The following is a 13637-nucleotide window of genomic DNA, read 5'->3' on the forward strand; positions in this document are numbered from 1 at the left end:
GTGCGGGCGGGGAGGTTCTTCGTGAGGCGGGGATGCGGGGGCGGGGGGGCCCTGGGGTCAGGACTGCTCGCTGGAGACGCCGTCCGGGGCGGTGACCCCCTCGGCCTGCCAGAAGCGGCGCGGGTGTCCGTCACCGCGCGTGCCGCCGGACAGCTTGTCCACCCAGGGGTACTTCTGGGCCTCCTCGGCGGTGTAGCCCAGGTTGAAGACGGTGGGGCTCTTGGGCTTGTCCGACGCCTTCTCGTAGAGCGTGCCGAACACGCGGTCCCAGAAGTAGTTGGTGATGCCGAAGTTGCCCGTCTCGTTGTGGAAGTGGTGCGACATGTGCAGCCGCTTGATGTCCTTCAGGAACTTGAACTGCGGCGCGTAGTTCAGGTGCTGGATGCAGTGGCAGAACTCGTAGAAGCACGTGGTCACCATGCCCCAGCCCAGCGCCGCCGCCGCGCCCGAGCGCCCGCCAATGAGGTAGCCGATGGGCGTGAGCACCAGCGCGATGGTGGGCAGCGTGGTGTGCAGCGCGCCGAAGAGCACGCGCAGGTCGTGCGGGTCCTGGTGGTGGTCGAAGTGGATGCGCTTCCACGTCACCGCCGTCGCCGCGGACTTGTAGAGGAAACGGCCGTGCAGGATGTACCGGTGGATGAGGTACCAGCCGAACGGGTACGCCACCGTCGCCACCAGCACCGCCGCCGCCATGCGCACCGGGTGGTCGAACCACTTCACCGACAGCACGATGCAGGTGATGCCGATGAGGATGTAGGCCACGACGGCGTAGTAGGTGAAGAACGAATAGACCAGGTCGCGCAGCGACATCCGGTCGAGGTTGTGCTTCCGGTTCAGGAAAGAGACCGCCACGGGTATCCCCTCACAGTTTTTTAGCGCCGCGCGAAACCCATGCCGTCAGGGCGCGCGGGGCACGAAGGCTCGCTCGCACCCCGGCCCTTGGGAGATGCGGCGGCACCTGAGCTATCAGCCCGGAAGGCCCTCGGCCCAGGAACGGCGAGACCCCTCTTAGTGTCTTCCTTGAAGCATTGAGAAGCCCTCCTGTTGGAGGCGGCGCTGATTGTCCGCTCGCCAGTCCTGCGTCCGACCCGGGGTCGGACTTCCATGGAGGGAGCGGACACCCCACCTTTCCGCCCACAGACGCGAGCGATCGCGCGAGGGGGCCAGATGGCGCGCAAGGCACAGGGGCAGCAGGCAGGCGGTACGGACACGGGGCGGCCGGCACGGCGCAAGGCGGCGACGACGTCCAGGCGGACGGCGAGTCCTGCTCCGGCCACCGAGGGGCGCCTGGAGCTGCGCCGGGACATCGCCGAGTACCGGGCCGCCGCCGAGGCCCAGGCGGACCGGGTGCGCGAGCGCATCAACGCCGCGCTGGAGGTCAGCCGCCGCACCCGCGAGGAGATCGAGGAGCGCATCGCCAGCCAGCTGCACACCGCCACCGTCGCCAGGAAGCAGGCCACCGCGCCGGCCCGGAAGCGCAAGCGCACGGCCTCCCGCACGTCCCACACGTCGGCCAAGTGACGCGACCCCGGCCTCCACGGGTCCCGGTCCGTTGACGCCGGGACGGCCCTGGAGGCAGGGGAGGCTGTCTAGGACCGGGCGGCCGGAGCGCGTTGGGGCAGGGGCAGCGACTCCGTGCTGGAGGACTCCAGGTCCAGGGCGGAGAGCTTGTCGGCCAGCGCCTGGGCCCGGTCACCCCCGTCCAGCGGGGAGGAGGCCTGGGCCCCGATGAAGCACACCCGGGCCCGCTCCAGCAGGGCCACCTGGGCGTGGAGCTGGGCGAAGAGGCGCTCGCGCTTGCGGGACAGCGCATCCAGGTGGTTGAGCTCCTCGCCCAGCGACGCGGCGGCGCGCTCCAACTGGCGCCGGGCCACGCCGTCCTGGGCGTCCGCGGCGCGCTTGCGCAACTCCTGCACCTGCGAATCCACGCTGCCCTGGGACGCGGAGGACAACTGGGCCTCCAGCACCGTCTGGGCCTCGGCCAGGCTGAAGGCGTCCTGGGCCAGCTTCCCGAGCACGCCCTGGAGCTTCTCGCGGCCCTTGCCGGTGGCCAGCTTGCGCGCCTCCGCCTGGCTCTGGCGGTACAGCCCGAGCGCCCGCGTCACCAGCCCGCGCACCTCTCCGGTGAGCGTGGCCTCCAGGCGCAGGCCCCGGGTGGCCACCGCGTCCACGTCCACGGCCAGGTTCGCCGGCAGCGTGCCGATGCTCCAGAACAGCGCCACCACGGCGTAGTCCACCAGCAGGGGGAAGTAGCCCCGGGCCGGGAGGAAGCGCGCGTCCATGACGTCCTGCACGTACAGCCCCACCACCGTCGTGACGGCCGCCGCACCGGCGCTCAGCGCCACCTGGGTGGAGCTGCCCCGGCCCTCGCGCCCGTGTCCCCGCCACGCCAGCACCCCCGCGGCGGTGGCGCCCGCCAGCGCGTAGTTCCAGGGCGACGGCAGTCCCAGGAAGAGGAAGGCGATGGAGGGCAGCAGCACCACCGCCGTGCGCACCAGGGCGTTGAACGCGGGCAGCGGCTTCACCGCGGCGAGCGCCGCCCCCATCAGCGCGAAGTAGCCTGGATCCACCGGGAGGCGCATCACCTGCCGGGCCATGCCCGCGAACAGCGCCATGGCCCCGGCCCCCACGAGCGCGTACAGGCAGCGCGTCTCGAAGTCCTCCCGGCGGATGAGTTGGATGGAGAGCGACACGGCGCACCGTCCCTGCACTAGTAGGAGTTGTTCTGCCCGAAGCTCTTCATCGTCTTCTTCTTCAGGTCGAGCATCTCACGACGCACGTCCGAGTCACTGTGGGCCTTCCCATAGGCTGCCTGGGCTGCGTCCACGTCCGCAATCTCCCCCGCCAGCGCGGACGCTGAACTGCCGAAGAGGCGACGCGCGTTGTCCAGCAGGCTGACCGCTCCCTGACGGTTGCCGTTCTTCATCTCCTCCGCCGCCGCGTGCAACTGCTGCGTGCCCAGGGCGCGGATGGCATGCACGCGCACATCCCGGTCCAGGTTCGAGCGCACCGTCCCCGCGTCGTCCGTCACCCTCGCGTTCAGGGACAGGAGCACCTGGGTCGGCTGGTCCGCCGTCACGTCCACGTACGTCAGGTCCGCGCCCAGGACTTCCATCTGCGTGCCGCTCGCGGGCGCGTCCAGCGTCACCTTGGCCACCACGCGCGCGGACTGGCCGCCCGTCAAGTCATACAGGGGCACGCGCACCGTGTTGCCCTCGCGCGTGGACGGCAGGCCCATCACCTCCACGCCGCTCACGCCGGGCGGCAGCGTCAGCACCAGGTTCACGTTGCGCGCCACGGTGCTGGCGGCCTGCTCCAGCTCCCGCGTGAAGATGGAGGCCAGCTGGGCCGAATCGCTGACGAAGCCGGAGAAGCCGCCGCCGCGCTCGGCCATGCCGCGCATCAGCGCGTCGTTGAAGCCCTCGCCCACGCCCAGCGCGCTCACGGTGATGCCCAGCTCGCGCAGCTTGCCCACCTCGGAGAACAGGCCGGTGTTGGACACGATGCCCTCCGTGGGCTGACCGTCGCTCAGCAGGATGGCGCGCGTCACCCGGAACTCGCGCGTGTACGGGCGCACGGCCTCGGCGGCCGCCTGGAGTCCGCCGCTGATGTTGGTGGAGCCATCCACTTCAATCCGGGAGATGGCCTGGAGCAGCTCCGCGCGGGTCCGTTCGTTGATCTCCACGCTGGGCAGCGTCGTCACGGTGGAGCCGTAGTGCACCAGCGCCAGCCGGTCGCCCGTGCGCAGCTGCGTCACCAGCGCCTGGGCGGCGCGCTTCGCGTCCTCCAGCTTGCTGCCCATCATGGAGCCGGAGCGGTCCACCACCAGCGCCAGGTTCACCGGCACGCGCTGGGTGCTCTCCGGCTTGCGCGCCGACAGCTCGAACCACGCGAAGGCCTCGCCCGGGCCCGTCAGCACGTACGCGCCGGACAGCTTGCCGGTCAGCTCCACCGGGCCCGCCTTGCCGGAAGGGGACCGCCCCACGCCCACGGGCAGCACGAACTGGATGGGCGCCTCTCCCGGCTGCACCACCGTGTGGCTCTGGTCCGGACCCGTGGGGCGCGTGGCCAGCGGCGCCGTCGCCACATGGGTCGGGGGATGGCTGCTGGGACGGTTGTAATGCTTCGCGACCCCATCGAGCGCGAGCGCGCCCACGACCATCAGGCCAGCAAGGGACAGCAGCAGGGTGGTGCGGTTCATGGGAGGCGTGACCTCAAGAAGGGATTGGGCGAGCGGACGAGCACACGCTCGCAGACGCCCCCTGTCCGCGCATCCGTCAGCGGGAGGAGGGTCCTCCCGATGACCGATGGGTGCGCCCGCCCGGGGCCGTCACACGGCATCGGGGGGACCGCGAAGCACCAGGTCCTCCACCGCGCCGCGCACGCGGGCCTCGTCGAAGGGCTTCTCCAGCAGCGGGTTGGGGATCTGCGCCAGGAACTCGCGCGCGCCCACGGAGAAGGCCCCGCCCGACACGAAGACGAAGCGGCGCTCCAGGCCCGGGTGCTGGCGGCGCACGGCCTCGTACACGTCCCGCCCGGCGAGGTCCGGCATCATCACGTCGCACAGCACCGCGTCGAAGTCCGGCGCCTGGGCCATGCGCTCCAGGGCCTGCCGGCCGCTGGTGGCCACCTCCACGTCATGGCCGCGCAAAAGCCGCTGCAGCACGCGGCCCACCGCGGGCTCGTCGTCCACCACCAGCACCCGGCCTCGCGGCGCCAGGGGCGCGTCGGGGGTGACGGCTTCCGTCGCCCGGGGGAGGAGCGCGGAGGGCGGCGCGGGCAGCATCACGCGGAAGGTGCTGCCGTGGCCCATCGTGCTGTCCACGATGATGTCTCCGCCCAGCCCGGTGATGATGCCGTGGCAGATGGACAGCCCCAGGCCGGTGCCCACGCCCACGGGCTTGGTGGTGAAGAACGGATCAAAGATGCGGCCCATCACCTCCGGCGCGATGCCGCTGCCCGTGTCGCGCACCTCCACCACCACGCGCGGGCCCTCGGAGCGCGTGGCCAGCACCACCTCGTGCTCGTGCGCGGCGCCCTCCGGGATGGCCTGGGCCGCGTTCACCACCAGGTTGAGGAACACCTGGCACAGCCGGCCCTCGTTGGCCATCACCAGGGGCACCTTGCCGTAGTCCCGCCGCAGCCGCGCGCGGTGACGGATCTCATTCGCGGCCATCATCACCACGGAGTCCAGCACCGCGTGCACGTCCACCGGCGACACGCGCTCCTCGTCCGGCCGGGAGAAGGTCTTCAGCTGGCGGACAATCTGGCGCACGCGCTCGGCGCCCTCGCACGCCTCGCCCAGCACCTCCTGCCACTCCGCCACGTCCGGAGGGCGCACCCCGCGCGCGGGCGCGGGCGTCAGGTGGTGGCGGAACTCGTCCGACAGGAAGGCCAGGTTGGAGAGCACGAAGGCCAGCGGGTTGTTGATTTCGTGCGCGATGCCCGCCGCCAGCGTGCCCACCGACGCCAGCCGGTCCGCCAGCGTCAGCCGCGCCTGGAGCTGGCGCTGCTCCGTCACGTCCCGCGCGATGGACACCACCGCCGGCTGTCCGTCGAATCGCAGGGGCAGCGACGCCAGCTCCACCACGCGCGTGCGTCCGTCGCGCAGCACCAGCCGCCGCTCGCTGGTGAGCGGCGTCGTGTTCGCGGGTGTCACGCCGGTGCCCGGCACGTCCGCCAGGAACTCCGACAGCCGGCGGCCCACCAGCTCCTCCGCGCGCTCGAAGCCCAGCGTGGTGACGAGCACCGCGTTGGCGTAGACGATGTGGCCGTCGCGTTCGATGGCCGCCGCGTCCGGGAAGCCCTCCATCAACGCGCGCAGGCTGGCCTCGGAGCGCTTCAGCGCCTCCTCCACCTGGCGCCGCTCGGTGATGTCGCGCGCCAGCCCCTCCACCGCCACCACCCGGCCGTTGGCGTCCGTCACCGGCGCCACCACGTGCTCCAGCCACAGGATGCTCCCGTCGGGGCGCAGGAAGCGCAGCACGACGGGCGTGCCGTCCGACGCGCGGGGCGACTCCAGCAGCCGCTCCAGCGCGGACCGGTCCTCCGGGTGCACCGTGCGGTACCACAGCTCAGGATCCGCGTAGTGCGCCTCCGGCCCCAGGCCCAGCTTGGCGTGGGCCACGCGGCTGACGTAGGTGAAGCCGCGCGGGGGCGCGCACCGGTAGAGGTACAGCACGTCCGACGCGTTCTCCGCGAGCTGGCGGAAGCGGTGCTCGCGCTCGCGCAGCGCCCGCTCGGATTCGCGCCGCTCCAGCGCCACGGAGATGGCGCCGCTCGCGGCGAACAGCAGGTCCACCTCCAGCCGGTCCCACTCGCGCGCCTCGTAGCAGTTGTCGAAGCCCACGAAGCCCACCAGCCGCCCGTGCACGCGCAGGGGCAGCACCAGCAGCGTGAGGATGCCCTGCGGATCCAACAGCTCCCGCTCGGCGGCGGGGAAGGTCGCCACGCGCCCGGTGACGACCTCGCCGCGCTCCAGGACGGGCACCCAGCGCTCCAGGCCCGGCCGCATCGGCAGCTCCTGGAGCAGCGGGTTGTCGATTTCAGGCACCACGCCGGGGGCGCACCACTCGGCGCGCTGGCTGCACACGAGCGCGCCCTGCGCGTTGAGGTGCGTTTCGAAGATGTAGACGCGGCTGGCCCCCGACGCCGGCCCCAGCGGCGCCAGCGCCTGTTGATACAGGTCTCCGCCGGTGTGCACCGACAGCAGGCGCTGCTGCATGTCCACCAGCGCGGTGAGGTAGCGCTCGCGCCGGGCGAGCGCGTCGCTCGTGCGCCTGCGCTCGGTGACGTCGTTGAGCGTGCCCGCCATGCCCAGCAGCACGCCGTCCTCGTCCACCGTCACCCGGACGAAGACATCCATCCAGCGGAAGCCCCCGTCGCGCGTGAGGTAGCGCACCTCGTGCTGGATGAACTCGCGCTCTCGCGTGAGCAGCGACTCGCACACCTCCAGCGTGCGCGCCTGGTCATCCGCGTGGATGAAGTCGAAGGCGGACTGGCCCAGGCACTCCTCCACGGGGAAGCCCGTCAGCTCGGTCCACGCGGGATTGAGGAAGACCCACTGACGCTCCATGTTCGTCTGGAAGACGACCTCCTGGAGCGTGTCGATGACCTGCCGGAAGCGACGCTCACTGGGGGTGCCGTCAGAACGGGTGAACGGCATCTGCATGCGGGAGACTCGCGTTGGAAGAACTTCGCCGTGCGAACAGAACTTCGTGGGTCACGGACGTGGACAGTCGAACGATTGAGGATCGCCGCCATGCAGGCAAGGGGGCCAGCGGGAAGAGCGGGATGACGGAAAGCATTCCCTGTGCTTGATGGTGATGGGGCGGGCCTTGGGGTCTGTCTTCCTGCCCGGGAGGCGGCGATGACACCATGATGCGTGCGGAAAGCCCCAGCATGTCCTCCGGCGTCACGTCTTCTTCTTCCCGCCCGGACCCTTCTCCGGACACCGCGTCGGGCCCGGCCTTGACGCTGGGTGCGTCGACACAGGAATTGCCTGGACGCGTCATGGATGCGGAGGGGTGGATCCTCATCGAACGGACCGGTCAGGTCCTCGCCTTCAACACGCAGGCGACGCTTCATTTCGGCATTCCAGCACCCACCCGCGTGGAGCACGGCCGTCTGCCCGGTTGTGAATGGGTCCGCGCGGATGGCACCCCGCTGCCGCCGCACGAATCCCCCCTGGGGCGGGCGCTGGCGGGCGAGCAGGTGGACAGCTCGGTGTGGGAGGTGCTCCGGCCGGACGGCACGCGCGCGTTCCTCCGGGGCACGGCGGTGCCGGTGAAGGGAGGGGACGGGCAGGTCGCGGCGGCGCTCCTGCGCACGCACGGCGTGGAGTCCCTGCCCGCCCCGCTGCTGGACGCGTCGCGGTTGCTGGCGGAGGCGGGCGCGCTGCTGGGCGAGGCGGTGGACGCGGAGGGACAGCTCGAACCGCTGCTCAAGCTGCTGGTGCCCGCGCTGGGGGAAGGCGCGCTGCTCATCCTGAAGCCGCCGGGCGAGCCCGTGCGCGTGGTGGCCTCCCTGCACGTGGACGAAGGCCGGCATGGGCTGCTGCGCGAGCTGCTCGGCCGCTACCCGCCGGACCCTTCCATGCCGGGCGGGCTGCCGGAGGTGTTCGTGTCCGGGGCGGTGGGGCGGCTGTGCATCATGTCCGAGGAGCACGTGGCGGCCATCGCGCAGGACGCGGACCATGCGCGGCTGATGCGGGAGGTGGGGCCGCACGGGTGCCTGAGCGTGCCCCTGGGCGCGCGCGGCAGCATCCTGGGCGCGCTGATGCTGCTGCGCTCGAACGTGCTGCACGCCTTCGACGCGGACGAGGAGCGCTTCCTGTCGGAGCTGGCCCACCGCACCGCGCTCTACCTGGAGAACGCGCGGCTCCTGCGTGAAGCGCGCGAGGCGGTGCGCCAGCGCGACGAGTTCCTGGGCATCGCGAGCCACGAGCTGAAGACGCCGCTGACGCCGCTGAGCCTCAAGGTGCAGCTGCTGCAGAAGCAGGTGGTGGTGCTGGCGCGCGAGGGCAAGCCCGTGCCCACCGAGCGCGTCGCGGAGACGCTGGATGTGGTGCAGCGCCAGGTGCGCCGGCTGTCGCGGCTGGTGGACAACCTGCTGGACGTGTCGCGCATCACCGCGGGCCGGCTGCGGCTGGAGCTGGAGGAGCTGGACCTGGCCAGCGTGGCGGCGGAGATCCTCTACCGCTTCGCCCCGGCGGCGGCGCAGCACGGCACGGAGCTGGAGCTGGACGCGCCGGTGCCGGTGGTGGGCCGGTGGGACCGGCTGCGGCTGGAGCAGGTGGTGACGAACCTGGTGTCCAACGCGCTCAAGTACGGCGCGGGCCACCCGGTGGTGCTGCGCGTGGAGGGGCAGGGCACGCTGGCGCGGCTCACCGTGAAGGACCACGGCATCGGCATCGCGCCGGAGGACCTGGCGCGCATCTTCGAGCGCTTCGAGCGCGCGGTGAGCGACCGGCACTACGGCGGCCTGGGGCTGGGCCTCTACATCACGCGGCAGATTGTCGAAGCGTTCGGCGGCAAGGTGAGCGCCACCAGCGCGCCCGGGCAGGGCTCCACGTTCATCCTGGAGCTGCCCCGGGGCGACATCCCGGAGGAGTGGCTCGACGCGCACGCGGCGCCGGGACCGACCTCGGAGCGGGAGCCGGACTTCGATCCGGATCCGGATCCAGGCCCGGGCTGAGCCGCGTCCTTCAGGCGACTTCCAGCACCGTCCACTCGCGCACTTCGCCCGCGAGCGTCACCTCCACGGTGTCGCCGGCGCGGCGACCCAGGAGGGCACGGCCCACGGGGGAGCTGGGGGTGATGACGGAGAGGAAGCCGTCGCCACCGGGGCCGGTGAGCTCGGTGCCCGCGCCGGCGGGGAGGACGAAGAAGGTGCGCTCGGCGAAGCCGTCCTCGTCCTCGGTGCTGACGTCCACCAGGGCGCCCAGGCCCACGGGGCCCTGACGCGGGAAGCGGGGCAGGTCCTTCTGGCCAAAGGCGGTGAGCGCCTGGAGCTCCTCCTGCAGGCGGCGCGCGCGGTTGGCCTGGCCGGTGGCGAGGCTGCCGTACTCAATGGCGGCGCGGCCGTCCTCCTTCTTCTCGGACTCCGTGGCGAGGCTGCGGGCGGCCTCGCGGGCGTCGGCTTCCGCGCGGTGGGCCAGCCGGTCGCTCTGCTGGAGACGCTCGGCCAGTTGGTGGAGCAGGGTGTGCTTGTCGAGTGGCATGGGGGTCGTTACAGGACTGTAGCGTCCGGTGCGCCCGCCTCCAGTTTTCGGCCCGGCCGGGCCCGTGGCTGGGGGTACGATGGCCCCATGACGCCTCAGGAACGCTCGCAGAAGGCCCACGAACTGGTCGCGCAAGGCGCGGTGCTGCTGGATGTGCGCACGCCGGAGGAGTTCCAGCAGGGACACCCGGAGGCCGCCCGCAACATCCCCGTGCAGGTGCTGGCCCAGCGCTTGTCGGAGGTGGGCCCGGTGGGCACGCCCGTGGTGGTGTACTGCGCGGCGGGCGGGCGCAGCGCGGTGGCCGCGCAGCTCTTGCGCCAGGGCGGCTTCCCGGAGGTGTTCGACCTCCAGTCCGTGAAGAACTGGTAGGGCGCGCCTGTCCCAGAACCGCACCGCTGGCTTCCTCCTCGTCGCCCTGTCCGGCGCCTCCTTTGGCGCGCTGGGCCTGTTCGCGCGGCTGGCGTACGCGGCGGGCGCGGACATGCCCACGCTGCTGTTCCTGCGCTTCACCCTGGCGGGGCTGGTGCTCACCTGCGTGATGCTCGTGCGCCGGCAGCGCTGGCCCCGGGGCCGGGTGCTGCTGGGGCTCTTCCTGCTGGGCGCGCTGGGCTACTTCGCGGAAGGCAGCGCCTACTTCCTCGCGCTCCAGCACGCGTCCGCGGGGCTGGTGGCGCTGCTGCTGTACCTCTTCCCGGCGCTGGTGGCGGTGCTCCAGGTGGCCATGGGCCGCGAGCACCTGAGCCGCCTGCGCTGGCTGGCGGTGGCGCTGGCGCTGACGGGCACGGCGCTCACGGTGGACCCGGGCCCGGACGCGAAGCCGCTGGGCATCGCGCTGGGCGTGTTGTCGGCGGTCATCTACGCCATCTACGTCCTGTCCAGCGCGCGCGTGGTGGGCCCGGCCGGTCCGCTCGCGGCGAGCACCGGCATCCTGTTGTCGGCGGGGCTCGCCTTCGGGGGGCTGATGCTGGTGAAGGGCCCGTCCTTTCCCCAGACGGCGGTCGGCTGGGGCGCGGTGGCGGGCCTGTCGCTGCTGTCCACGGTGGTGGCGGTCCTCACGTTCTTCGCGGGGCTCGCGCGCATCGGTCCGGTGAACACGTCGCTGTTGTCCACGCTGGAGCCGGTGATGGCGGTGGTGCTGGGCGCGCTCTTCCTGGGCGAGCGCCTGTCGCCGCGGCAGGGGGCGGGCGGCCTGCTCATCCTGGTGGCGGTGGTGGTGCTGGCCCGGTCCGACCCGGCCCGCCCGGAACCGGTGTCCCAGGCGGCCGGCCCCCGGGGCGACGCGACTACAGGCCGTGGATGAAGTGGTGCACGTCGTTCACGAAGCGCTGCGGACGCTCGGCGTGGGGGGCGTGGCCCGTCTCCGGGTAGAGCAGGTACTTCGAGCCCCGGATGGCGCGGGCCAGGGCCCGCTGTTCGGTGACGGAGAAGAAGCCGTCGTTATCCCCGCCGATGATCAGCGTGGGCACGCGGATGCTTCCCAGCCGCGCCGAGTGGTCCTCCGCGATGAGCCCGTCCAGCGTGTCCTGCCACACGCGCGCGGGCAGCTTGGAGCTCTCCGCCACGAGGGTGTCCAGGTACGACGCGGGCACGGGCTGGAAGAAGGTGCTGGCCTGGAATTCGTAGATGAAGGTGGGGTCCACCGGGTCGGTGAGCGTGTCCACGGCGGACTTGAGCCCCAGCGCGACCTCGTTGCCCGCCACGGTGGGCGCGGAGCCCACGAGCACCAGCGCCTTCACGCGGGAAGGCGCATCCAGCGCCACCTGCTGCGCGATGAAGCTGCCCATCGAGTGGCCCACGAGGATGGCGCGCGACACCTGCTTCGCGTTCAGGAACGCCACCACGTCCTGGGCGAACGCCTGCTGCGTGTAGCAGCACGCCGGGCGGGAGGAGTCCCCATGGCCGCGCTGGTCCAGCGCGTAGACGTGGAGGTCGCGCGAGAAGCGCGGCAGGTCCAGGTCCCAGGTGTGGTGCGAATCCGTATAGCCGTGCAGGAAGACGACGACGGGCCCGTCGCGGCGGCCCTGCTCCACGTAGCGGAGCGTGACGCCGGTGGACAGCCGCACGGAGTCCTCACGCAAAGCCGCGCCACCCTGGCGGTCGGTCTGCTCCAGCGAGGCGGGAGCACTCGCGAGGTCGGGCGACGTGCCCGTGTCCGGGCCAGGGCCGCAGCCGGCGACGAACAGCAGCGCGAGGAGGGAGGGAAGGGAGCGGGTCATGCGAAGAGGCCTCACGGATGGGACGTGGCGGGGGGTTCCGCCAGCGCGCCCACCATCCTAAAGTGACCTCTGACATTGCATCCGGAAACCCGATGCGGTGGGTTGTATCCCACCCGCCCGGGCTCATTCCGGACTCAGGGCCGCCGGGCGAAGATGAACTCGCCCACGCCGCCCAGGCGCTGTTCGCGCCGGACGATGCGGAAGCCCGCGTTCTCCACCAGCCGGAAGGTGTCCCGGTTGAGGCGGCAGCCGCCGGACAGCCGGTGCCACGCGGGCGTGAGCAGGTCCTGCGCGAGGGCCAGCACGGGGCTTGAGGCCCGCACGTGCTCCAGCAGGCGCAGCTCGCCTCCCGGCTTGAGCACCCGCCCCACCTCCGCGAGCGCCGTGGCCGGCGCGTCCACGCAGCAGAACACCAGGCTGGAGACGACCGCGTCGAACGACGCATCCGGGAACGGCAGCGCCTGCGCATCCGCCTGGAGCAGGGCCACGCCGGAGCGGCGGGCCCGGGCGCGCAGGAGCGCCCCCAGGTCCACGTCCACCGCCGTCACGGAGGTCACCGCGTCCGGATACCCCGGCAGGGCCAGGCCCGTGCCCGCGCCCACCTCCAGCACCCGGCCCGAAAGCCCCTCCACCAGCTGGCGGCGGGCGGCGTTCAGCCCCACCCACCCCAGCGGCGCCATCACCGCGTCATACGCCAGAGCCTTCATGCGAAAACCCCCCTGCCTTCACGAAGCCTGAAGCGAAGCACCCGCGCGCTAGCGCGCGGTCTCCACCCGCCCCTGGGACGCCGGGGGCTTCTGGGCGGACGCGCTGGGCGCCTGCTTGCGCAACAGCCCCCACACCCCGTACGCGATGAGCAGGAGGCTGCCGTACTGCGCGGGCGTCAGGCCGAAGTAGCGCGCGTCCACGTACGACAGGTCGGTGGCCCGGAGGAAGTCCAGGCTGAAGCGGGAGATGGCGTACAGCAGCGCCAGCAGCGGCAGGAGCCGCCCCTTGAGCTTTCCGGCGTTGCGCAGCGCGTAGAGGAGGCCGGAGATGGCGAACAGCACCACCGCGTCGTAGAGGCCCAGGTCGTGCCGGTTGCCGTTGGGGAACTGCACCGCCAGGAAGAAGTCCGTCAGCCGCCCCGGGTGGTCGTGCACCGCGAAGCACCCCAGCCGCGCCACCGCCCACCCTGGCGCCACGCCCAGCGCGAAGCTGTCCGCGTAGTCGTTGAAGCGCAGCTTCTTCACCCGGAAGAACACCACCGCCGCGAAGATGCCGCCCAGCAGGCCTCCGAAGGACGACAGGCCGTCCCAGAACCGGAGGATTTGAAACGGACTCTTGGACAGCTCCTCCGGGTGGTAGAAGAACAGGTGCACCCAGTGGCCAAAGAGCATGCCGGCCGCCACGCCCCACATGGCGAAGTCCGCCAGGGGGTTCGGATCCAGGCCCTCGCGCTCCGCCTGCTTCGTCAGCAGCTTCGCGGCCAGCAGGATGCCCGCCGCCACGAAGACGTTGAAGGGGTTCAGCTCCAGGGGCCCCAGCTTGAACGAGGGGGCGTGCCAATAGGGAATCAAGAGGGCTCCAGAAAAGGCCAGGACCCATCCCAGGGGTGGACGCGGGAAGGGTCGAACCCGAACAATCGGCGCATCCCGGGCTTCCCTCCACCTCTTTCTTGCTGCCCCCACGCCCGCCGCGCTCCCGGCAAGCCCCTGGCC

12 protein-coding genes are annotated in these 13637 nt (G+C 71.9%); 4 read left to right on the forward strand and 8 right to left on the reverse strand.

Features of this window, described 5'->3' with window-relative positions:
* Positions 1-57 precede the first annotated feature (57 nt).
* On the reverse strand, positions 58-810 hold the full coding sequence (locus tag D7X74_RS31260) for a sterol desaturase family protein (RefSeq protein ID WP_120536682.1): 753 nt from the start codon (positions 808-810) through the stop codon (positions 58-60).
* A gap of 357 nt (positions 811-1167) precedes the next feature.
* Between D7X74_RS31260 and D7X74_RS31265 the strand changes: the two genes are divergently transcribed.
* Entirely contained in the window at positions 1168-1521 is a 354-nt protein-coding gene (locus D7X74_RS31265) for a hypothetical protein (RefSeq protein ID WP_233595878.1), read from the forward strand.
* 68 nt (positions 1522-1589) lie between these two features.
* On the opposite strand, the gene D7X74_RS31270 is transcribed toward D7X74_RS31265, so the two are convergent.
* From D7X74_RS31270 to D7X74_RS31280, 3 genes are all read right to left on the reverse strand, one after another.
* On the reverse strand, positions 1590-2693 hold the full coding sequence (locus D7X74_RS31270; protein ID WP_147446752.1) for a hypothetical protein: 1104 nt from the start codon (positions 2691-2693) through the stop codon (positions 1590-1592).
* A 17-nt stretch (positions 2694-2710) separates the two neighbouring features.
* Positions 2711-4201 carry a VWA domain-containing protein gene (locus tag D7X74_RS31275; RefSeq protein ID WP_120536673.1) on the reverse strand — a complete coding sequence of 497 codons (1491 nt, stop codon included), beginning with the start codon at positions 4199-4201 and terminating at the stop codon, positions 2711-2713.
* Between the two features lie 129 nt (positions 4202-4330).
* Positions 4331-7171, reverse strand: coding sequence for a PAS domain S-box protein (locus tag D7X74_RS31280; protein WP_120536674.1), 2841 nt, complete (start codon positions 7169-7171; stop codon positions 4331-4333).
* 341 nt (positions 7172-7512) lie between these two features.
* Here D7X74_RS31280 and D7X74_RS31285 point away from each other — a divergent pair, with 341 nt between their 5' ends.
* Positions 7513-9195, forward strand: a complete 1683-nt coding sequence (locus tag D7X74_RS31285; protein ID WP_233602335.1) for an ATP-binding protein — start codon at positions 7513-7515, stop codon at positions 9193-9195.
* 10 nt (positions 9196-9205) lie between these two features.
* Here D7X74_RS31285 and D7X74_RS31290 read toward each other — a convergent pair whose 3' ends face one another.
* A complete protein-coding gene (locus D7X74_RS31290) occupies positions 9206-9721 on the reverse strand; it encodes a GreA/GreB family elongation factor (RefSeq protein ID WP_120536676.1) in 516 nt (171 codons plus the stop codon).
* Between the two features lie 87 nt (positions 9722-9808).
* Between D7X74_RS31290 and D7X74_RS31295 the strand changes: the two genes are divergently transcribed.
* Both D7X74_RS31295 and D7X74_RS31300 read left to right on the forward strand, forming a co-directional pair.
* Positions 9809-10090 (forward strand): rhodanese-like domain-containing protein, encoded by a 282-nt coding sequence (locus tag D7X74_RS31295; protein ID WP_120536677.1) that lies wholly within the window; start codon positions 9809-9811, stop codon positions 10088-10090.
* Positions 10091-10097: 7 nt separating this feature from the next.
* Positions 10098-11021, forward strand: coding sequence for a DMT family transporter (locus D7X74_RS31300; RefSeq protein WP_120536678.1), 924 nt, complete (start codon positions 10098-10100; stop codon positions 11019-11021).
* Here the strand turns inward: D7X74_RS31300 and D7X74_RS31305 are convergent.
* From D7X74_RS31305 to D7X74_RS31315, 3 genes are all read right to left on the reverse strand, one after another.
* The gene (locus D7X74_RS31305) at positions 11005-11937 is read right to left on the reverse strand and encodes an alpha/beta fold hydrolase (protein ID WP_120536679.1); all 933 of its coding nucleotides are present in this window, start codon (positions 11935-11937) and stop codon (positions 11005-11007) included. The two genes, D7X74_RS31300 and D7X74_RS31305, sit on opposite strands and share 17 nt — an antisense overlap.
* Before the next feature lie 134 nt (positions 11938-12071).
* On the reverse strand, positions 12072-12644 hold the full coding sequence (locus D7X74_RS31310) for a class I SAM-dependent methyltransferase (protein ID WP_120536680.1): 573 nt from the start codon (positions 12642-12644) through the stop codon (positions 12072-12074).
* 48 nt (positions 12645-12692) lie between these two features.
* Entirely contained in the window at positions 12693-13496 is an 804-nt protein-coding gene (locus tag D7X74_RS31315; RefSeq protein WP_120536681.1) for a prolipoprotein diacylglyceryl transferase, read from the reverse strand.
* Positions 13497-13637 lie beyond the last annotated feature (141 nt).

This window comes from Corallococcus sp. CA047B, from assembly GCF_003612065.1.
GTDB lineage: Bacteria > Myxococcota > Myxococcia > Myxococcales > Myxococcaceae > Corallococcus > Corallococcus praedator.